The 21,320-nt window shown below is 71.7% G+C and carries 17 protein-coding genes; 9 read left to right on the top strand and 8 right to left on the bottom strand.

Annotated elements, in window-relative coordinates:
- Positions 1–32: 32 nt before the first annotated feature.
- From ACZ42A_RS19980 to ACZ42A_RS19955, 6 genes are all read right to left on the bottom strand, one after another.
- Positions 33–434: a winged helix-turn-helix transcriptional regulator gene (locus tag ACZ42A_RS19980; RefSeq protein ID WP_468528558.1), complete on the bottom strand. Its 402-nt coding sequence runs from the start codon at positions 432–434 to the stop codon at positions 33–35.
- 238 nt (positions 435–672) lie between these two features.
- Positions 673–1,329, bottom strand: coding sequence for a class I SAM-dependent methyltransferase (locus ACZ42A_RS19975; protein WP_468528557.1), 657 nt, complete (start codon positions 1,327–1,329; stop codon positions 673–675).
- Between the two features lie 13 nt (positions 1,330–1,342).
- Positions 1,343–2,524, bottom strand: a complete 1,182-nt coding sequence (locus tag ACZ42A_RS19970) for a nitroreductase/quinone reductase family protein (RefSeq protein WP_468528556.1) — start codon at positions 2,522–2,524, stop codon at positions 1,343–1,345.
- Positions 2,525–2,628: 104 nt separating this feature from the next.
- Positions 2,629–3,534, bottom strand: coding sequence for an SDR family NAD(P)-dependent oxidoreductase (locus ACZ42A_RS19965; protein ID WP_468528555.1), 906 nt, complete (start codon positions 3,532–3,534; stop codon positions 2,629–2,631).
- Positions 3,531–4,574 (bottom strand): type III polyketide synthase, encoded by a 1,044-nt coding sequence (locus ACZ42A_RS19960; RefSeq protein WP_468528554.1) that lies wholly within the window; start codon positions 4,572–4,574, stop codon positions 3,531–3,533. Before ACZ42A_RS19960 ends, ACZ42A_RS19965 begins: the two co-directional genes overlap by 4 nt.
- Positions 4,575–4,616: 42 nt before the next feature.
- A complete protein-coding gene (locus ACZ42A_RS19955) occupies positions 4,617–5,498 on the bottom strand; it encodes a UbiA family prenyltransferase (RefSeq protein WP_468528553.1) in 882 nt (293 codons plus the stop codon).
- Between the two features lie 397 nt (positions 5,499–5,895).
- Here ACZ42A_RS19955 and ACZ42A_RS19950 point away from each other — a divergent pair, with 397 nt between their 5' ends.
- The 3 genes from ACZ42A_RS19950 (at position 5,896) to ACZ42A_RS19940 (ending at position 9,845) form a co-directional block, all read left to right on the top strand.
- The gene (locus ACZ42A_RS19950; RefSeq protein ID WP_468528552.1) at positions 5,896–7,056 is read left to right on the top strand and encodes a cytochrome P450; all 1,161 of its coding nucleotides are present in this window, start codon (positions 5,896–5,898) and stop codon (positions 7,054–7,056) included.
- A 69-nt stretch (positions 7,057–7,125) separates the two neighbouring features.
- On the top strand, positions 7,126–9,087 hold the full coding sequence (locus ACZ42A_RS19945; RefSeq protein ID WP_468528551.1) for a hypothetical protein: 1,962 nt from the start codon (positions 7,126–7,128) through the stop codon (positions 9,085–9,087).
- Positions 9,084–9,845, top strand: a complete 762-nt coding sequence (locus ACZ42A_RS19940; RefSeq protein ID WP_468528550.1) for a methyltransferase domain-containing protein — start codon at positions 9,084–9,086, stop codon at positions 9,843–9,845. The genes ACZ42A_RS19945 and ACZ42A_RS19940 overlap by 4 nt, the downstream gene beginning before the upstream one ends.
- A gap of 237 nt (positions 9,846–10,082) precedes the next feature.
- On the opposite strand, the gene ACZ42A_RS19935 is transcribed toward ACZ42A_RS19940, so the two are convergent.
- Positions 10,083–13,013, bottom strand: a complete 2,931-nt coding sequence (locus ACZ42A_RS19935; protein ID WP_468528549.1) for a glycoside hydrolase family 32 protein — start codon at positions 13,011–13,013, stop codon at positions 10,083–10,085.
- Positions 13,014–13,274: 261 nt separating this feature from the next.
- Between ACZ42A_RS19935 and ACZ42A_RS19930 the strand changes: the two genes are divergently transcribed.
- The 6 genes from ACZ42A_RS19930 to ACZ42A_RS19905 all read left to right on the top strand — a co-directional run bounded on the left by ACZ42A_RS19930 (position 13,275) and on the right by ACZ42A_RS19905 (position 20,482).
- Positions 13,275–14,309, top strand: coding sequence for a LacI family DNA-binding transcriptional regulator (locus tag ACZ42A_RS19930; RefSeq protein ID WP_468528548.1), 1,035 nt, complete (start codon positions 13,275–13,277; stop codon positions 14,307–14,309).
- A gap of 143 nt (positions 14,310–14,452) precedes the next feature.
- Positions 14,453–15,754 (top strand): ABC transporter substrate-binding protein, encoded by a 1,302-nt coding sequence (locus ACZ42A_RS19925; protein ID WP_468528547.1) that lies wholly within the window; start codon positions 14,453–14,455, stop codon positions 15,752–15,754.
- Between the two features lie 94 nt (positions 15,755–15,848).
- A complete protein-coding gene (locus ACZ42A_RS19920; RefSeq protein ID WP_468528546.1) occupies positions 15,849–16,775 on the top strand; it encodes a carbohydrate ABC transporter permease in 927 nt (308 codons plus the stop codon).
- A gap of 1 nt (position 16,776) precedes the next feature.
- Entirely contained in the window at positions 16,777–17,649 is an 873-nt protein-coding gene (locus tag ACZ42A_RS19915) for a carbohydrate ABC transporter permease (RefSeq protein WP_468528545.1), read from the top strand.
- Positions 17,650–17,696: 47 nt separating this feature from the next.
- On the top strand, positions 17,697–19,127 hold the full coding sequence (locus tag ACZ42A_RS19910; protein ID WP_468528775.1) for a glycoside hydrolase family 32 protein: 1,431 nt from the start codon (positions 17,697–17,699) through the stop codon (positions 19,125–19,127).
- A gap of 83 nt (positions 19,128–19,210) precedes the next feature.
- Positions 19,211–20,482: an alpha/beta hydrolase gene (locus ACZ42A_RS19905; RefSeq protein WP_468528544.1), complete on the top strand. Its 1,272-nt coding sequence runs from the start codon at positions 19,211–19,213 to the stop codon at positions 20,480–20,482.
- An 84-nt stretch (positions 20,483–20,566) separates the two neighbouring features.
- Here ACZ42A_RS19905 and ACZ42A_RS19900 read toward each other — a convergent pair whose 3' ends face one another.
- Complete coding sequence (locus ACZ42A_RS19900) at positions 20,567–21,304, bottom strand: SDR family NAD(P)-dependent oxidoreductase (RefSeq protein WP_468528543.1); 738 nt, start codon at positions 21,302–21,304, stop codon at positions 20,567–20,569.
- Positions 21,305–21,320: the final 16 nt, after the last annotated feature.

The raw sequence follows: 21,320 nt of genomic DNA, 5'->3' as shown, positions 1-21,320 counted from the left end.
GCTTGCATGCCGCGACTCTCCGGCGGAGTCGTTCAGTGCTGGGGCACCTCGGTCGCCCGCCACCACCCCGCCAGTTCGTCGATGATAGGTAGTACGGAGTAGCCGCGCGGCGTCAGCCGGTAGCGCACCCGGGGCGCGGAACCGCCGACGTTGTGGACCGTGCGGTCGACCATGCGCATGTGGAGCAGGCGGTGCAGGGCCCGGTCCAGGGGCTTGTTCTCCGCCATGCCCGCCGAGCGGGCCAGGTCGTTGTGGTAACGCGGGCCCTCGGCGAGCTGGACCAGGACGGCGAAAACCCACTTGCCGGACAGGATGCGCGCGGCCTCGTAGGCGTCCTGGAAGTGCCCCTGTGTCTCGGGCTGTGCGGGGAATTCCGGAGAATGCGCGGTGCCTCTGGAATCCGACGCCCTCCCGGGATTCGGTAATTCGGACACGCGGATCCGGTCCGCTCGAGACACAGAGTTCCCCCCTTGCGGTCGTCCTGTTCGGGCCGCCCTGAGATCTGGAATTGCCGTGTCGGATGGAGAATTGGGGCTGTCGTTCCGATCACGGTAGACAACGACGGTTTAACGGTCCAGTACGTCGGCCGGGTTCGACCGGATTCAACCGGTGGATGTGCGGAACGGTACCCCTCGGCCATTCCGGGATTCCGGACCGCGGGTGCTTTTCCCTTCAACGTGCCCGGAACAGGGCGACCGAGCCCACGACCGTCACCTCGTGGTCCGTGAAGACCTTCGCCAGGGCCGCGTCGAGGTCCTCGATCCGGTCCCGCCGGTTGCACATGATCCCGCGCCGGTTGGCCAGGGCCAGCTGCCACCGCGCCGACCGGTTGTGCCGGACGCCCGCCCCGGGGATCGTCGCCCCGAACAGCGTGCCGCCCGGGCGCAGCACCTGCCGGGCGTGCTCGAAGACCACGGCCTTGTCCGGGAGCGTTCCCGGCAGGCAGTGCAGCAGGTGAACCATGCCGATGGAGTCCACGAGCCCGCCCGGCAGGCCCCATGGCCGCAGCACGTCGGCCTGATGGACCCTGGGGGCGTAGCGGCGCAGGCGGTGCGACGCGGCGGCGAGCGCGTGGGGGTTCAGGTCCATCAGCGTGAGGTCCGGCACCGGCACGGGGAAGCGGCACTCGTCGAGCAGCACCCCGGTGGCGACACCGATGTCGAGGTGCCGCCCCGAGACGTGCCGGTCGTACAGCGCGACGAGCCGGTCCTTCGGACAGCGCCAGGTGAGCGGGGAGTTGACGCGGTACACGAGGGTGTCGTAGGCGCGCAGGAACGAGCGCGTGTACAGCGCCTGGCCCGCGTGGACGGACGGGGCGGGGGGTTCCACCGGGACCGGCACCTCAGTCGTGCTCCGGTCGCGGGGACAGCCGCACCAGGGGGATCTCCCGCGTGGTGCGGCGCTGGTACTCCGCGTAGCCCTTGAAGCGGCGCACCACGTGCCGCCACACCGCGGCACGCTCGTCCGCGTCCAGTACGTGCGCCCGCACCGCCCGCACCCGGTCGCCGACGCGCAGGACCGCGTCCGGGTCGGCCAGCAGATTGCGGTACCACCTCGGGTGGCCGGCCGACCCCCGGTACGACGCGACGACGATGACGTCGGGCCCGTCGGGAAAGGTGAACAGGGGCACGGAGTAAGGCTGTCCGTCACGGGGCCGCCGGGTGGTCAGGATGCCCACCTGGTTGCCCAGCATGCGCGTGCCGAGCCGGCCCCCGGTCCGCTCGTACAGGGCGATGTGCACGGCGTTGTTCGCGCGCTGAACCAACCGGCTCCACCGGGTCACGGTCCGTCCGGTCCGGACCTCGCGCGGCGTCGTCGTCATGCTCGGGTCCTCCTGGTCGGCGGCGGTCTGCCGGTCGTACGGGCTCCGTGGTGCCGTACTGCCGTGGGGTGTGCCGTCGCCCCGGCCCGGTGGCGTGCCGTCGGCGCGCCGTACACGCTCCGCCAGCAGCGTCGGCACGACCCAGAACGCGTGGACGAGGGCGAGGCGTTCGAGGCCCGCGCCCCGGGCCCGCAGCAGCGACAGGCCACCGCCCAGGCCCGTGGCGGCCCCCGTCACCGCCGCGTTGCCCGCCGGCACGTGGGCCAGCCCGTACAGCACGGTGGTCACGGCGGCGGCCCGCCCGGCGCCGAGCCGCCGGGTGAGGCGGCCCTGCACCAGGCCCCGCCAGAAGAGTTCCTCGCCGGGGGCGACCACCAGCAGCAGATGGGCGCACATCCGCACCGGGCCCGCGGTGGCGGCCAGCGCGCGCAGGGCCGTCGCGTCGGCCGCGAGCCGGGGCACGGCGCGCCGCGCCACCGCGTCGACGAGCGTGCCCGCCACGAACATCCCCGCGCCCACGCGGAAGGCCGCCACGACGTCGTCCCGGCTCGCCGGCCGGTGCCGGGCGGACGGTTCCACCACGGACGCGGCCAGCCCCAGCGCGCCGTGCGTCAGCGCGAGCGTGCGCCAGTGCGCCCGCCCGGGACCCCGGAACGCCACGGCCAGTCCCGCCGCGCACAGCGGCACCCCGGCCACCGCCACCCGGGAGCCCGTATCCCCCTGCCGTACAAGGGAGGCGAGGGAGGCGAGCCGTGCGACCCCGGCTCGTCCCGCTCGGCTTCCGCGCCCCGTGCCCGGCGCCGCCGTCACGGGCGGGTCCCGTCGAGCGTCGGGGCGTGCCGGGGCGCGGGGCGCCGCATCGACGGGAACTGCTTGCGCACCCACGCCGTCCACACGGGGGCGGGCAGCACCCGGCTCAGCGGCAGCAGGACGTGCGCGTCGACGCCCACGCGGTACCGCAGGCGCGGACGACGGTCGGTGAGCGCGCGCAGCACCACCGAGGCCGCGTACTCCACCGAGGCGCCGCGCGGCAGCCGCTTGGCCATCTGCTCCGCCATCTCGGTCACCAGCTCGCCGTAGACACCGGAGGCGTACTCCTTCAGCGCGGGGACGTTGTCGCCCCAGCGCGAGTTCACCGCGCCCGGCTGCACCAGGCTCACCTCGACGCCGAACCGGCGCACCTCCAGCCAGAGCGCCTCCATCGCGGCCTCCAGGGCGAACTTGCTCCCGTGGTACGCGGCGCCCACCGGCAGCACCAGCTCGCCCGCCATGGAGCTGACGTTCACGATCCGGCCGTGCCCACGGGCCCGCATCCCGGGCAGGACGAGCTGGGCGAGCGCCACCGGACCGAAGACGTTGGTCCGGAACTGCCGCTCCCAGCGGTCCAGCGGGACCTCCTCGAAGGGACCCAGCTCGCCGTAACCGGCGTTGTTGACGAGCGCGTCGACCGCGCCGTACGTCTCTTCCAGCTCCGCCACGACCCGGCGGCGCGCCGCGTCGTCCGTCACGTCCAGCGCGCGCACCACGCAGCCCGCGGCCTCCAGCTCCCGCAGCGTCTCGGGATCGCGAGCCGTCGCCACAGTGGTGAAGCCCGCGCTCACCGCCCGCCGGGCGACGGCCCGGCCGATGCCGGAGGAACAGCCGGTGATCAGCACGACCGGCGGCGCGCCCCACGCGCGCGTGTACCCCGACGAACCTCGTGCGTCCTTCACAGGAACACCCCCAGGGAGAAGTCGGCGCTGACCCCGGGGCCGAACCCGGCGACGAGACCGCGCGCACCCGGCCCGGCCGCTCCGTCGTCCCAGAACCGCGCCAGCGAATCGAAGATCAGGACGCTCGCGGTGTTGCCGTGCTCCGCGAGCGCCGCCCGGCTGAAGCGGTGCAGCGCCGGATCGATGTTCAGGAACCGGGTGAGGTCGTCGAGGATGCGCGGACCGCCCGCGTGGGCGAGTACGAAGTCCAGCTCCCCGGTGCTCCAGCCCGCCTCCTCCACGAGCTTCGTGATCGCCGGGGTGACCCCGCGCATCGTGTGCCGCACCCGGCTGTCCAGCCGGAAGTGGAAGCCGGTCTCCCGGACGTCGTACGAAATCCACTCCGCCGTGTTCGAGATGGTCTCGGAGGCCGACCGCTCGATCCTGAGGCCCGAACGGGCCGTGCCGCGCATCACCGCCGCGGCGAAGCCGTCGCCGAAGAGGCCCGCCGAGAGCAGCGCGCCCACGTCGGTGTCGGTGGGCTGGTAGCACAGCGAGCAGAGCTCGAAGGCGACGATCAGGACGTTGCGGTCCGGATGGGCCCGGCAGTACCGGGCGGAGGCGCTGATCGCGCCGCTGCCCGCCGCGCAGCCGAGCTGGGCCAGCGGGATCTGGTCGACGCGGGTGGAGAAACCCAGCTCGTTGATCATCCAGACGATCGGTGACGGCATGGTGAAGGCCGTGCACGACACGAAGGTGACCGCGTCGATCTGGTCGCGGGACACCTCCGCCCGCTCCAGCGCCTCCGTGACCAGGCCCGGCAGCCGGCCGCGGACCGCCTCCCAGTACAGACCGGTACGCACGGCCACCCCCGGGTGGCGGAGCGTCAGTTCCAGGGGCTGGAGGACGCGCCGGCTGCGCACCCCCGTGTTCTCGATGAGACGCAGCGCCGTGTCCAGTCGTGGATGCTCCGGATGCAGCCGGCGTGCCGTCTCCAGGGTGTCCTTGAGAGTGACCTCGTGCTCGGGGAACTGCACCGCGGGACGGCACAGGACGGACATGCGGTAACCACCTCGACCTCGGTCAGAGCGATGCGACAGATGTCAGATCCATGCGGCCAGCGCGAGGAGGGCGAAGAACGACGCCAGGAGTCGTGGCAGGTGCATCCACGACGGCATCGTGTGCTCCAGACGGGACCGCGTCACCCCGACCACCAGCCAGACGGCGTGGGGGAGGGTGAGCAGAGGCGCCGCGAAACGCAGCGAGTCGAACGCGTACGCGATGAGGGCGACGCACGGATAGGGCGCGAGCACGAACACCGCGTACCAGACCTTGGACGCACGCGGCGACAGCGCGTGCGCGAGGGTCCGCTTTCCCGCCCGCAGATCCTCCACGCTGTCCCGCAGATCGTTGTGGAACATCGTCGCGGTGAACAGGAATCCCGCCGCCGTGGCCGCCATCACGGCCTCGAAGGGCAAGGCGTGCACATTCACCCAGATCACGACCGCCACCACGTAGAAACCGTTGATGACGAAATCCATGACCTCGCCGAGCCCGCGGTGCCCCAGGGGAACGGGACCACCGGAATACACCAGCATTCCGAAGGACAGCGGAAGCACCAGCAGCGACCACGGATTCGTCGTGTACAGCAGCCAGCCCAGCGCCACGATCCCCGTCGCGAAGCACACCAGACCGACCGCCCGCACCCGCTCCATGGACAGCCCCAGCGCCAGGGCGCCGCCCCGCCGGGCCGTTTCCGGCACGTCCACGCCGCGTTTGTAGTCGTCGTAGTCGTTGAGCAGCCGCCGGGCGATGGACTCCGGCACGAACAGCGCCAGCGTCAGCAGTGCCCGGCCCGTCGAGAGCGTGCCGAGCCGGCCGGCCACGGCGAGCGCGAACGCCACCTGCAGCAGCACCACCAGGGTCATCTGCAGCCCCATCGCCGATATCCAGGCCCGCACCGGTGCGAGCCGGCGCGCCACCACGGGCGCGACGGGCGGGAGCGCGGAACTTTCCGACCGGAATTCCGGCATGCCAAATTCTCCCCTGTACGGCGGACGAACCCATGGGAAACGGATGCGACTTCCGGACGCCCCTGCCGATTCAAGTTCGGACGGCGTCCCCGCGTCCAGAGACACCGGTGTCCGGTGGGGACATCCCTGTCCCTGTGGACTCCCCGCACCGCCTGCTAATGTCCGCCGCGATCGTCCCGGTGAAACGGAGAAGTGGACTTCCGGACAATGGGGGTGGGGCATGAGCGACGAAAAGGAAAGTGCCGGTCGGGAAACCTCCGGGCGGGAAACCTCCGGTCGGGAAAGTCCCGGTCGGGAAACCCCCGGTCGGGAAAGGCCCTATCCGTTCGCGCCGTGCCACGCGCTCGACGTGCACCCGCTCTACCAGCACGTGCGGAAGAACGAACCCCTGTGCCCGGTGCGCATGCCCTACGGTGACCCGAGCCTCCTCGTCACCCGCTACGAGGACGTCAAGTCGGTCTTCGCCGACCCGCGCTTCCGCAGGTCCGTGCCGGAAGGCCTCGATCAGCCCCGGGTCACCCCCGACCTGGTGCCGCTCGGCCTGATGGACATGGACCCTCCCGATCACACCCGCATCCGCCGCCTCATCGCGGCCTCGTTCACCGCCCCGCGCGCCGAACGGCTGCGCCCGGCGACGGAACGGCTGGCCGACTCGCTCCTCGACGCGATGATCGCCGCCGGACCGCCCGCCGACCTCGTCCGGGACTTCGCCGTTCCCCTCCCCATCGGCGTCATCTGTGACCTCCTCGGCGTCCCCTACGAGGACCGCCACCGGTTCCACCACTGGGTCACGGAGGTCAACCGGCTCGTCGGCGGCGACGGCGAAGACGGCGGTGACGGCGGCCAGGCGCGGACGGACGGCATGTCCGAACTCCTCGCGTACATGGAAGAGTTGGTGCAGCGCAGACGCGTCGACCCCACCGACGACCTCATCGGCGAGCTGGTCCAGGCACGCGACGAGGACGACCGGCTGTCCGAGGACGAGCTGGTCTTCCTGTGCATGGTGCTGCTCATCGCCGGTTACGAGACCACCGCCAACGAGATCGCCGACTTCGCCTACGTCCTCTTCACCCACCCCGACCAGCTGGCGCTCCTCAAGGAGCGGCCCGCACTGCTCCCCGACGCCGTCGAGGAACTGCTCAGGTTCACCCCGCTGCCCGTCTCCGCCGCCTACCCGCGCTACGCCACGGCCGACGTCGAGCTGAGCGGAGGCACCGTACCGGCGGGCCGGCCCGTGCTGACCTCGACCAACGCCGCCAACCGCGACCCCGACGTCTTCGACGAACCCGACCGCCTCGACCTCACCCGTCCCGCTCCCCGTCACCTGGCCTTCGGCCACGGCCCGCACCACTGCGCCGGCGCGCCACTCGCCCGCATGGAACTCCAGGTCGCGCTCGGCCGGTTGCTGCGACGGATGCCCGACATCCGGCTCGCCGGCGACCCCGACACCGTGGAATGGAAGACGGGGCTGCTCCTCCGCGGACCCGAGCGTCTCCCCGTCGTCTGGTGAACCACCGCTTCCTGCCCCGCACCTCACGAGACCACCTCCGCACCCAAACGAACAAGGAGGCCGCCGCCTGTGGAAGCAGCCACCGAGGAGACCGCGACGACCCACCGCGTCACCGTGGATCCGGGCGAGGGTGAGGGCGAACGGAGCGTGCGCGCGGCCCTCGCCGCCGCACGCACCGCGCTTGCCGACCGGCACGACAAGGAGGGCGGCTGGACCGGGGAGGTCGCGGCGGGCAGCACCTGGTGCGAGGCCGTCGATGTCCTCGTGCACCACCTCCTCGACGCCGTCGACCCGGTCCGGGTCGCGGAGCAGCGCGCCCGGATCGTCGGACGGCAGCACGACGACGGAGGCTTCCCCCTCCACGCGGACGGGCCCTCCGACCTCTCCTGCACCGTGCTCACCCACGTCGCCCTGCAACTCGTCGGCCACGCCGAGGACCGCGAACGCCTCGACCGCGCCGCACGGTTCACCCGGCAGCACGGCGGCATCGACGCCGCCGGCGCGGAACCCGCACGCTTCTGGCTGGCGTTCACCGGAGCCGTCGGCTGGGACAGGACCGTGCCCATGCCCCCGGAACTGCTCCTCCTGCCTTCCTGGGCCCCCGGTGCCGTCGACGGCTTCGACCCCCCGGCCCGCGCGCTCGCCGCCGCCGTAGGCGTCCTGGGCACCCTGCGTCCCGTACGCGAACTCCCCATCGAGACGGCGACGTTGCACGCTGGGAGGAGCGCGCGCCCCGCTCTCCGTGACGCCGCGGCCACCGCCGTACTCCGCACCGCCCACACCCTCGGCCGGCTCTCCCCGCGCCCGCTGCGCCGCAAGGCGTTGCGCGAGGCGGAGCACCTGCTGCTCGACGGGCAGGAAGGCGACGGGAACTGGGCCGCCGGCCGGCCCGGTACGGCCGTCTGCGTGCTGGCCCTGTGGGCCCTGGGCCACAGCACCCGGCACCCCGCTGTCGCCGCGGCGCTGGACGCACTGGCCGGCCACCACGTCGGCGGGAACGGCCCTCGCCCCCTCCCCGGCCTCCCCTCCACCGCCGTGGACACCGCCCTCGCCCTGCGCGCCCTGGCCGCGGCGGGTTGCCGGGCCGGTTCCGACCCCGTGGTGGACCGCGCGGTCGACCGGCTGCTGCCCCACCCGAGCGACCCGACGACCCATGCGCCCCCGGTGGACGCCACCGCGCTGGTCCTCACCGCCCTCCACCGGGTCGCCGCGCCACGCTCCCGCGAGACGGACACCGCCGTAGCCGAGAGCGTCCGGTGGCTCCTGGACCGGCAGTCCGCGAACGGCGGCTGGTCGCGCCTCGGCGTCCGCCGCCGCTCCCTGCCCGCCCGACGGGCCCTGACCGGCCTGGGCTTCGTCGAACTCCCCTCGCCGTGCGTGACGGCCCACGTCGTGGAGGCGCTGTGCGCCGAGGGGTTCGCCTGGCACCCCGCCGTGCGCCGGGCCCTGCGCCTGCTGCTGGCGGAACAGGCCATCGAGGGATTCTGGGAGGACCGCCGCGGCGGACGCCTCCACGCCACCACCCAGGTCCTGCTCGCGCTCGACGCGGCGGGGGTGGGCGCCGGGCACCTCGCGGTGGAGGGGGCCATGGAGTGGATCTACCAGCAGCAGAACCCGGACGGCGGCTGGAGCGACGACGCCTCGTCCGCCCCGGGCACCACCGCACGGCCGGGCGGCCCGAGCACGGTGGCGCAGACGGCCCGGTGCGTCGTCGCGGCCCACACCACCGGTGTCCTCGACGCGCCGCGCATCGGCGCGGCCGTCGCGTTCCTGCTCCGCCACCAGAGCAAGGAGGGCGGCTGGACCGACCCGGGACAGCGCCCGCCCTCCGCCCACGCCCTCGAGGACGTCCGCACGGACGCGTACGCGCTCTGGGCGATCGCCCTGCACGCCCACGCCCGCCACACCGAGTCCGTACGCCGCGAGGACCCCGCGCCCGGAAGCGACCTGCCGGGCGCCACCGCGCCCACGGACCACACCCGGCCCGTGCCGTCCACAGCCGTACCGGCGGAACAGGAGGGACGACGGTGACCATCACCCCCGAGAGCCGCACGACGACCACCGGGACCTCCGACGGCCCCGAGCCCGCCGAGTACGACACCTGGTCGTCCCTGTGGTGGCAGCGCCGGGGCCCGCTCGCCATCCTGCACTGGGGCGCGCGGGCCCGCGCCGAGCACGTCCCCCCGGCGAGCCGCCCCGGCGCCGTGCTCCTCGACGTGGCCTGCGGCGGCGGGCTGCTCCACCCGCACATCAGGGACAAGGGCTACCGCCACGTCGGCGTGGACGTGTCCACCAAGAGCGCGGAGGTGGCCCGGCGGCACGGCGTCGACGAGGTCCTGATCCACGACATCCACGCCATCCCGCTGCCCGACGGCTTCGCGGATGTCGTGGTGGCCGGGTACTGCCTGGAACACGTCGCGCGCCCCTTCGACGTGGTGGCCGAGTGCTGCCGCCTGCTCAGGCCCGGCGGCACCCTCGTGATGGACACCATCTCGAACACCCTCCTGGCGCGGCTCGCGGTCATCACCCTGGGCGAGGGCCTTCCCCTGACCTGGGCCGCACCCAAGGGCACCCACGATCACCGCTTCTTCATCGCCCCCGACCGGCTCGTCGAGGCCTGCGCGGCCCACGGCGTCCCCGTCGACGTCTTCGGCGTCGTACCCCACGTCCGCGACCTCGTCTCCTGGTCCCTGGGACGCGGATACGACGTGCGCATGCGCAGCGGCACATTCACGAAGATCCTGTACGGGGTCTCCGGCGTGAAGCCACAGGAGGGCGCCACGCCGTGAAGCCCGCGCACGGCGCTGCCTCAGTGCCGGTCGGCCTCTGGTGAAACCGGGCACCGCGCGCTCTACTGGAAGTGACGGGAAGGACCTGACGCAGACGCGGGGAAGCGGCTCACAGCCGCGCACCGCGCAATCCGGATCCGCGAGAAGCGGGTGGTCCTTCCCGCCCCGTCCCGTATCGGCAGCCGCGGCACAGCCTGGCCACCGCTCCGAACCATCGGATGAGGGTGACGTCAGGCGTCACCGCCGGCGGACGGGAACGTTGACGTCGTCCACGTTGATGTGGCCCCAGCCGCCCGTCGCCCGATCGACGACCTCGACGTAGATCCGCTCACCGACGTGGGCGGACAGGTCGAAGACGACGCGGCGGTACTGTTCGACGCCGCGGCCGGTCGCCTTGGCCAGCAGTTTGCCGTCGTCGGCGCGGACGACGGCCGCGTAGAGCCGGTCGGGGTCGTTTCCGCCGGAGACGAGCAGGTCGATCAGGCCGTCTCCGCCGAGGACCACGGTGGCGGAGCGGAGCACCCCGGTGGCGTCGTCGCCGCCCGCGTCCGGGTTGAAGCCCCACAGGTGGTGGCCGGCCGGGTCGTCCGGCGTCTCGGCCTGGTAGAAGGGTCCGCCCCAGCCCCAGTCGGTGCGGGTGGTCACATTGGCGTCGCTGAACGTCGTGCCCGAGACCACGGTCCACCCGGTGAGGTCTCCGGTGGCGAAGTCGTGGTTGGGAAGGGCGTCGACGTCCGTCGGGCGGGGCGGATCGTAGGCGGCCGGGGCGACGGGGGTGTCGTACGCGCCGTTCATCCGCCAGACGTCCAGTTCCAGGACCCGGGGGCTGCCGCCCTCGGCGGTCAGCCGCAGGCCGGTGGCGTCTTCCCTGGTGGGGTAGACGCGGCTGGTGAGGCTGTTGGTCCCGTTGACGTACGCCTCCAGCATCGAGCGGTCGAGCAGGACGCGCAGGCGCAGTCGCCCGTCGTCCAGTTCGACGGTGCCTCCGTGCACGCCCTTGCGGACGTCCGGGTCGAGGCTGGAGCGGCCGCGGTCGATCCGGAAGCGGCGCTCGGCCGTGTCGTAGGACAGCAGCGTCTCCTCGGTGCCGTCGGCGCAGGCCCTGACCGCCAGGGTGATCGTCCGGGCGCCGCGCGGCTCGATGACGGCGCTGATGTCCAGCAGGTCGCCGGAGACGTCGGCGAGTCGCCGGTTCGCCTCCTCGACCGAGGTCTGCCGGATCCGCGCGAGCCGCTCGCCCCGGAGTCCGGCCGCCTCGGTGATCGGTTCGACGCCGAGACGGCCGTCCCGGCGCAGCGAGACGCTGACGGGCATCCCGGCGTTGTGCGCCCAGCCGGACTGGGCGTGCTGCTGTTCGCTCCGGCGGTCCTGGGCGATGCTGAAGAGCACGGACCGGCCGTCGGGGGTGACGAAGCCGGACGGGCCCGTGAAGTGCTCGCCGAAGTCGAACTCGCGGGGCTCGTCGTGGTCGGGCACGAAGCGGCACGCGCGCTTGTCGAAGGTGCCGATCCAGTAGTAGGTGTGCTTGACGGCGTTCGGGTGGAACGACTCCCACCAGGGGCTGACCAGCAGGATGTGCTTGCCGGTGCGGTTACCGTCGGGGCCGGGGAGCGGGAGGAGCACCGGCAGTTCCCACGCCTCTCCCGGCTCGGGCTGGGTGGCGAGGTCGTTCCAGTGGAGCGGGCCCCGGTACGTCCACGGGCCCTCCGGCCTGCGGGCCGTGTAGACGAGGGCGGTTCCCCCGTGCTTCCGGGTGACCCGCGTGCCCTCGTAGTCGACGATTCCGCTGCCGACCAGCTGGTACCAGACGCCGTCCTCCTCCCAGACGAACGGGTCACGGAAGTTCTCCGCCCACGCGGTGCCGGGGCCGGCCGGAAGGCCTGCCGGGGCCTCGGTGACCGGCTCGGACCTCATCGTCCAGGTGGGCAGGTCCGTGTCGCCGTCGGTCGAGTAGGAGGACACGGCGAGACCGGTGCGCTGGCGGTGGGGCAGGCGGTCGTCGCCGCCGGTGAAGAAGAGCACCGGCCCGCGGTCGCCGTCGACGTGGGCCGAGCCCGACCAGATCCCGTCCGGTCCGACCGAGTCCGCGGCGGGCGCGAGGGCGATGGGCAGGTCCCGCCAGTGCACCATGTCGGTGCTGACCGCGTGCCCCCAGTGGATCTGGCCCCAGAAGGGGCCGAGCGGGTTGTGCTGGTAGAAGATGTGGTACTTGCCCTTGAAGTACACGGGCGCGTGCGGCTCGTTCATCCAGTGCCAGGGCGGCAGCATGTGGAACTGGGGGCGGTGCCGGTCGCCGTCGAAACGGGACCGGTGGTGGACCAGGTCGGGCCGGGGCACGTGGCCCCCGGGGAGCGCCGCGATCGTGTCGGCGTGCTCCTGCCGGGCCATAAGGTCATCGAGGGTGCCCGGGCGGATCACGAGGCTGTCCATCAGGCCCATGTACATGTTGGCGTGGAACTCGCCGTTCAGCAGCGTGGACCGGCTGTGCCGGCCTATGAGGAGCGGCTCGCCCGAGGCCGGTTCGGGGGCCTTGTCCGGGGTGGTGGCGGTGCCGATCAGCCGGCCGTCGCGGTAGACACGCAGCTGCCGGGCGGCCGGGTCGTAGGTCGCCGCCACATGAGTCCATCTCCCCTTGGCCGCCGGCTGGTCCGGGGCGCCCTTGACCTCGATCAGCTCGTCCCCGAAGCCGAGCTGGAAGACGATCTGCCCGAAGCGGCGCAGGCCGAGCAGGAATCCGGTCTTCGCGTCGGGGTCGTGCTGGTTGACCAGCGCCTGGGGCTTGCCGTCGATGCCGTGCTCGTACGCGTAGGGCGCGATCCACACGTCGAGCGTGAGGCCGCCGGAGGGGTCGAGGTCGCCGGGGCCCTGTGCGGTGACGACGGTCGAGTAGCCGTCGAAGTACAGCGCCCGGCCGCGCACTCCGTGGCGTCGCAGAGGATCGCTGTCGGGCTTGTAGCGGGCGTCGTTGAAGACGTGGTCGACAGGGTCGGCGGTGCCGGACACCGCTTCGCGGGTGACCGTGCCCGTGCGTTCGTCGAAGTCCCAGCGGGCGGCGGGGTTTCCGGGCGGACGCCGTTCCTGGGCGGTGGCGGCGGGTGCGTACGAGAACGGGACGATCGCGCCGCCGACGGCGGCGGACACGACGCCGAGGGCCGTTCTTCTCTTCATGGCAACTCCTGGGCGCTACGGCAGGCTTGACACCATGCCAAATCGGTTTGGGGGAGGGGTTGGCATCGTTCGCGCGTCGCGACAGCTAAAGCAAGAGCTAACGCACATCGATTTACCCGGGCGATACCTGGAGGGCGGGCGAAACGGGACATACAGTCACCGTTTTCTCTTCGATATGTCCGGGGAGTTGACACCGAACGCAGAGCGCATCACTCTCGTCGCATCTTGCTAATCCGATTTAACAACGGAGTTGAGCAGCTGATGTCTGAACGCCGCGTGACGATGGCCGACGTTGCCCGCAGGGCGGGTGTCTCGCCGACCACCGCGTCGTTCGCCCTCTCCGGCCGCACCGACATGCGTATCTCCGCCGCCTCCCGCGAACGTGTGCTGGAGGCCGCCCGGGAGCTGGGCTACCGACCCAACGTCACCGCACGCAGCCTGCGGACGAAGTCGACCCAGACCATCGGGTTGGTGTCCGACCTGATCACCACGACACCGTTCGCGGGCGATGTGATCCGGGGTGCGCTGGAGGCCGCCCGGGAGCGGGACCACCTGCTGTTCATCACGGAGGCCGGCGGCGACCGGACCGCCGAGTCGTCGCTGGTCCACGCACTGCTGGACCGCCAGGTCGACGCGGTGATCTACGCGTCCATGTTCACCCGGTACGTCACTCCGCCCAAGGAACTGTTCGGGCGCCGGGTGGTCCTGCTGAACTGCCTGGCCCCCGGCTTCGACGCCCCGTCCGTCGTCCCGGACGAGCTGGAGGCCGGCCGGGACGCGGCCCGTGCCCTGCTCGCGGCCGGTCACACCGAGGGCATCTGGGCGATCGGCGGACACCAGGCCGTTCCGGCCACGCCCGAGGGGATCATCGCGGGCAACGAGCGCATGCGCGGCCTGGAGGAGGTCCTGAGGGCGGGCGGTGCCCGTCTGGACGGTGTCGTCGAGTGCGACTGGAACACGCCGGACGGCTACCGGGAGGTCACCAAGCTGCTCGCCGCGGGCCACCGCCCACGGGCGTTGGTGTGCCTGACCGATCGGGTGTCCTTCGGGGCCTACCAGGCGCTCGGCGAAGCGGGGCTGTCGGTGCCGGGCGATGTGTCGGTGGTCTCCTTCGACGACCAGGACATCGCCTCCGTGCTGCGCCCGGCGCTCACCACGCTCAAGCTGCCGCACTACCAACTCGGCCGCCTCGCCGTGGAGTTGATCCTCCGCGAAGGGCCGCTCGAAGCCGTCGTACACCGTGTGCCCCTGCCGCTGCGGGAGCGTGCCTCCATCGGCGCCCCCGCGGAGGGCTGATACCGGCACCCGGAAACGGTCGTCCCGCCGCCCGGAGCGCAGACCCCCGGCGGCGGGACGGCCACCAAGAACAGCGACCGTCGCAACCGGTCGCCAAGGCGGGTCCGGCAAGACCCGTCTCAGTGAGATGGAGGAACCTCGTGGTGTTCAGAACCAGGCGCCTCGCAGTCGCGAGTGTAGCCGTCGCGGCGGCGACCGCGCTGGTCGCCGGATGCGCGACCGGGAGCGGCGGCAGCACGTCCGGAGCGAGCGGCAACACGCTGACGCTGTGGACGCACAACGCCGGCAACTCGGCCGAGCTCGACGTCGTCAAGAAGATCATCAAGGACTTCAACGCCTCGCAGAGCGAGTACAAGGTCGAGCTCCAGGCGTTCCCGCAGAGCAACTACAACGACTCCGTCGTGGCCGCCGCGTCCGCCCGCAAGCTGCCCTGTCTGCTCGACGTGGACGGCCCCAACGTGCCGAACTGGGCGTGGGGCGGCTATCTGGCCCCGATGGACGTCTCCGGCAGCGAGGTACCGCTGTCCGACCAGCTGCCCAGCACCGTCGGCCGTTACCACGACAAGGTCTACGCGTTCGGCTTCACCGACGTCGCCCTCACCTTCTTCGCCCGCAAGTCGGTGCTGAACGAGTACGGCATCCGCGTCCCGACCATGGACAAGCCGTGGACGAAGGACGAGTTCGACTCCGCGCTGGCCAAGCTGAAGAAGAGCGGGAAGTTCGAGTACCCGCTGGAGATGGGCACCGGCAGCCTCGGCGAGTGGTACCCGTACGCCTACTCGCCGCAGCTGCAGAGCTTCGGCGGTGACCTGATCGACCGCGACGGCTACAAGACCGCCTCGGGCACCCTCGACGGCAAGGACTCCGTGGAGTGGGCCACCTGGCTGCGCTCGCTGGTGACCAAGGGCTATCTGTCGAAGAAGTCGGGAGCCGACCCCAACAAGGACTTCCTCGCCGGCAAGAGCGCCATCCACTGGGACGGCAGCTGGAACGCGGCCAAGAACGCCGCGAAGCTCGGTGACGACCTGGCGATCATCCCGCCGGTCGACTTCGGGCACGGACCCAAGATCGGCGGCGCCTCCTGGCAGTGGGCGATGAGCTCCACCTGCTCCAACAAGGCCGGTGCACAGGCGTGGCTGAAGTTCTCCCGTCAGACCGAGTACTTCGTCGACTACGCCAAGGCCACCGGCACGATCCCGGCCACCGACGCCGCCGCCGAGCAGGTCGACGGCTACCAGCCGGGCGGGGAGTTCAACGTGTTCACCCGGTTCGCGCGTGAGTACGCGGTGGTCCGCCCGGTCACCCCGGCCTACCCGTACATCTCGACCGAGTTCCAGAAGGCCGTGCAGGACATCCTGGCCGGCGCCGACCCCGAGGACGCGCTCGGCCAGGCCGCGAAGGACATCGACAACAACCTGAAGACGAACGGCTACTACGCCGGCTGACCCGACCCGCTCCGGTTCGGGCCCCGACCGCGCGGCCTCTCGGCGGTCGCGCGCCCGAACCGGACCGGCTCCCCCTGGAGCTACCGTGACCACCATGACCGCAGCCCTCAGTCGGCTGCGTACGGTCCGGCGAACCCGAACGACGCACGCCCGGCGCCGTGAGAGCCTCACCGCCCTCGGCATGGCCACCCCGGCCGTGGTGCTGCTGGTCGTCTTCGTCGTCGTACCGATCGCCCTGACCTTCGCCCTGTCCTTCACCGACGCACGGCTCATCTCTCCCACCCCGGCCCGCTTCGTGGGCCTGCGGAACTTCACCCAGCTCTTCCAGGACCCGGTCTTCTTCAAGTCCCTGCGCAACACGGCCTACTTCGCCGCCGTCGTCGTCCCGCTCCAGGCCGGGCTCGCGCTGGTGCTGGCGTTGCTGGTCAACGCGAAGGTGCGCGGCGTCAACTTCTTCCGCACCGTCTACTTCCTGCCGGTCGTCACCTCGATGGTGGTCGTGTCCCTGCTGTGGACGTTCCTGTATCGGCAGGACGGCCTGGTCAACCACGTCATCTCGACCCTCACCCTCGGCCACGTCGACGGCCCGGACTGGCTGGGCGACCCGGCCACCGCCATGCCGGCCATCATCCTGATGTCGGTGTGGCAGGGCGTCGGCTTCCACATGATCATCTGGCTGGCCGGCCTCCAGACCATCCCCGCCGAGCTGTACGAGGCCGCCGACCTGGACGGGGCCACCCGCCGGCACCGCTTCCGCCATGTCACCTGGCCCGGACTGCGCGCCACCCGCACCTTCGTGCTGATCACCATCACCATCCAGGCACTCGGCCTCTTCACCCAGATCAACGTGATGACCGACGGCGGCCCGCTCGACTCCACCACCACCGTCGTCCACCAGGCGATGCACACCGGCTACGAGCAGCAGCAGACCGCGTACGCGGCAGCCATCTCCCTCGTCTTCTTCGTACTCGTGCTGGCCGTGTCCCTCGTGCAGCGCTTCCTGACCCGGGAGAAGGACTGACATGACCTCCTTCCTGCGGAATTTCGCCGGTCACGCCGGCCGGGTCGTACTGGCCCTGGCCTTCGCGCTCCCGCTCCTCTTCATGCTGGTCTCGTCGTTCAAGGCGGACGACCAGATCTTCGGCGACCTGGGCTCCCCGCGCGCCTTCCTGCCGGTCGGCGCTCTGTCCCTGGACAACTACACGGGCGTGTTCGAACGTGTCCCGGCGGCACAGTTCCTGCTGAACTCCGTGATCATCTCGTCGGTCACCGTGGTGCTCGGCCTCGTCGTCAACAGCATGGCCGCCTTCGCCCTGTCACGGATGCGCTGGCCCGGCCGCAAGGCGGTCATGACCGCCGTCATCGCCACCCTCATCGTGCCGTTCGAGACCTTCGCCCTGCCGCTGGTCTGGTGGGTCAACCAACTGCCGCTGCTCCGCGTCAACGGCTTCCACCTGGAGTGGACCACCGGCTGGATGGACACCTACCAGGTGCAGATCCTGCCGTTCGTGGCCAACGCCTTCTCGGTCTTCTTCTTCCACCAGTACTTCCAGAGCATCCCCAAGGAGATCGACGAGGCCGCGATCGTGGACGGCGCGAGCTGGTTCACCATCTACCGCCGCGTCGTCATGCCGCTGTCCGGACCGGCTGTCGCCACCGTCGCCATCCTCACCTTCCTGCCCGCCTGGAACTCCTACCTGTGGCCGCTCATGGTCGTGCAGAGCGAGGAGATGCGGCCGGTGATGGTGGGCATCTCCTATTTCTTCCAACTGAACGTCAGCTGGGGCCAGATCATGGCGTACTCGTCCGTGATCACGGTGCCGATCCTGGCCCTGTTCGTGGCCTTCCAGCGGTCGTTCGTCAACAGCATCGCCTCCACCGGCGTCAAGGGCTGACCGCGCTCCGTCGCCCCCCACCCCGAAAGGACCCCTGCGTGTCCGTCATGCCCGCAGACCCCCACCTGCCCGTCGCGCACCTGCGCCCGCCCGGCAACTGGATCAACGACCCCAACGGGCTGGCCTTCCACGACGGCCACTACCACGTGTGCTTCCAGTACAACCCGTACGGGCCGGAGCACGCGCACATGCACTGGGGCCACTTCCGCAGCTCCGACCTGCTGAGCTGGGAGGAACTCCCGATCGCGCTGACCCCCACACCGGGCGGCGAGGACGCCGACGGCTGCTTCTCCGGCAACGCCGTCTCCGACGGCGACCGCATGGTGGCCTTCTACTCCGCCTTCCGCACCGACCGCTGGGCCCAGCCGGTCACCACCGCCGAGTCCTGGGACAACGGCGTCACCTGGACACCGCGCGGCGGTCTGCTGATACCCGACCTGCCCGAGGGCGCGACCATGTACCGCGACCCATATGTCTGGCGCGAGGCGGGCCACTGGCGCATGCTGGTCGGCTCCGCCCTGGCGGACGGCCGGGCGGCGGCCCTGCTGTACGAGTCCTCCGACCTGGAACAGTGGCACTACCGGGGGCCGTTTCTGGACCGGGCCCCGCAGCCGGTGGCGCCGGGCGCCGACACGGGGCTGGGCTGGGAGTGCCCCCAGTATCTGCACACGGAGGAAGGACGCGGCGCGCTGATCGTCAGCGCCTGGGACCCGGAACTCGGACCGCGCCGGACGGTGGTCTACCCCGGGCGCGAGCAGGAAGGCCGCTTCGTCGCCGACGCCCCCGTCCTCCTCGACCACGGTCCCGACTTCTACGCCCCGGCGCTGCTGCCCGCCCCCGACGGCCGCTGGCTGCTGTGGGGCTGGTCATGGGAGGCCCGCGACCCCCGGTGGGTGCGGGAGTCCGGCTGGGCCGGACTGCTGACACTGCCGCGCGAGGTGACACTCGGCGAGGACGGCTCCGTACGACAGCGACCGGCCGCGGAACTCCTCTCGCTGCGCGAGGGACGCGCGGTGACGGCTTCCGGCGAGACCGCCGGAACCGCCGTTCTGGGAACGGTGAGCGGCAGCTTCGACCTGACCGCCCGTCTGGAACTCCGCGCCACGGGTACGGCAGGGGGACTACGGCTGGTGACGTCTGCCGACGGCACCGAGTACCTCGACATCGGGATCGACTCCGCCGCCGGCGAGCTCGTCGTCGACCGAGGGCATGCCTCCCTCGACCCACGCGCACACGGCGGCACCTACCGCGTGCCCTGCCCCGAGGCGGAGACGGCGTCCGGTGCCCCGATCGAACTGCGTCTGGTGGTGGACCGATCCGTCGCCGAGCTCTACCTGCCCTCGGGCCGGACGCTGACCCTGCGGTTCTACCCCACCGGTGGCAGCCCCTGGCACATCGAGGCCCGCGCCGGGGGAGGGGGCCACCTCGGCTACACGGTCGGGGCCTGGAACCTGCGGCCGTACACCATGCGACGGTAGGGCAAGCCCCCGGGCCGGTCGGGGTGCCTCCTCCAGAGCCAGAAGGGTGCCTTGAGGGGCAGGCTGGGCTCATGATCAATCGATTGCGTACGACAGTTCTGCCCGGGGCGGTCGCTCTGGGATGTGCCGCCACCCTGCTGCTGGCGGCGGTGCCCGCGCAGGGCGACACCGCGCCCGGTGCCTTACGGCAGGCGGTGGCCGGGGAACAGGGACCGGTCGCGGAGCAGGCATGGCGCGGCACGGTGGTGTCCGTGACCGAAGTGGAGGACGTGTCGGCCGGCGAGGTCGACGAACGGCTGACCGCGGCCGGGATCACCGACGCCCCGCACGCCACCCACGGGGTGCTGGCCTACCGGGTCGTCTACCGCACCATCGACCCCGAGGGCAGGCCCACCACGGCCAGTCAGCTCGTCGCCGTCCCGAAGACCGGTCACCGGCAGACGGGGGCCGGTCTTCGGGACGGGCTGCGCGTCGTCTCCTGGCTCCACGGCACCACCGTCTTCCGCGGCGATGTGGCGTCGATGAAGGCGTCGTCGACCGACCGCGCCGCCGCGCTGATGTTCGCCGGTTCCGGCCGGCTGGTGTCCGCGCCGGACTACCTCGGTCTCGGCGAGGGGCCCGGCTACCACCCGTACGGGCACCCGGAAGCCACCGTGTCCGCCTCGCTCGACGCGCTGCGCGCCGCCCGGACCGTCGCCCGGCGGCACGGCCATGTGCCGGACCGGCGCGTGCAGGTCAGCGGCTTCTCCCAGGGCGGGCCCGCCACGATGATGGTGGGCGAGGCGCTCCAGCGGAACGTCGATCCCTACTTCCGGCTCGGTGCGCTGGCCCCGATCGCCGGGCCGTTCGACCTGAGCGGTTTCGAAGCGGACGCGGCGGCGGACGAGGTGTCCCATGCTCCGCTGTACCTGGCCTACTTCACCACGGCGTGGCAGAAGATGTACGGCCTGTACGACGAGCCGGGTGAGGCGTTCCGAGCCCCGTACGACCGCATCGTGGAGGGCCTCTTCGACGGCCACCACACCCAGGCCGAGATCGCCGCCGCACTGCCCGACACCTCGAAGGAACTGTTCACCGAGGCGTTCCTGGAGAAGATACGGAACCCGTCCGGTGAGCTGCGGCAGCGGCTGAACGTGCTGGACACCACGTGCGACTGGCGGCCGGAGGTCCCGGTGCACATCTACCACGCCTCCGGCGACACCGACGTGGCGTACGCCAACGCGCTGCACTGCCAGCGGCAGCTGGCGGACCACGGTGCCCGGCAGCGGATCACCGACGTGGGCAACGTCGATCACAACGGATCGGTACGCAAGGCGCTCCCGCTGGTCCTGGCTCATTTCGACCGGTCCGGCTGAGCGGCTGACACTGCGACGGGTCTGACGCCGCGGCGTCAGACCCGCTCGGAGGCGCTCCGGGCCGGCGGTCCGCCGCACACTCCGCTAACCGAGCAGGTGACCGCCGCCGTCGACGAGAAGCACCTCACCCGTGATGTACGAGGCGTTGGCCAGGTCGAAGACGGCCTGGGCGATGTCCTCGGGGCGGCCGACACGGCGCAGCGGTACGGCCCCGGCGACATGGGCCTTGGCCTCGTCCGCGCCGTCGAGACCGTCGAACCAGGGCGTGTCGATCATGCCGGGCGCGACGGCGTTGACGCGGACGTCGGGGCCGAGGGTCTTGGCGAGGAGCCGGGTCATGTGATTGACCGCGGCCTTGGAGACGGCGTACGGGATCGAGCTGCCGCCCGGCCGGACGCCCGCCTGGGACGAGACGTTCACGACGCAGCCGCCGCTCGCCTTCAGATGGGGTGCGGCCGCGGTGATGGTCTGCCAGACGCCCAGGACGTTGACGTCGAAGATGTCGCGCCAGACGTCGGGCGAGGCCGCGTTCAGGTCGTCGTGGGGGATGAACCTGGTGATCCCGGCGCTGTTGACCAGGATGTCCAGACGCCCGTACGCCTTGACGGCGCCCTCGACGAGCCGGGCCGCCTCGCCCTCCTCGGCGACGTTCGCCCGGATGTAGACCGCGTCCGGCAGCTCGGCGGCGAGGGCCTCGCCCGCCGCCACGGAGTGCGCGGAGTTGACGACGACATGGACGCCTGCGGCGGCCAGGCGGCGTGCGACGGCTGCGCCGATGCCCGAGGACGACCCGGTGACCAGGGCCACTCGCGGTTCGCTCATGCTGCTGTTCCTCCCA

This window comes from Streptomyces sp. NPDC030838 (assembly GCF_055572035.1).
Note: the sequence above shows the minus strand (reverse complement) of the source record. Positions and strands in the feature narration are given on the sequence as shown.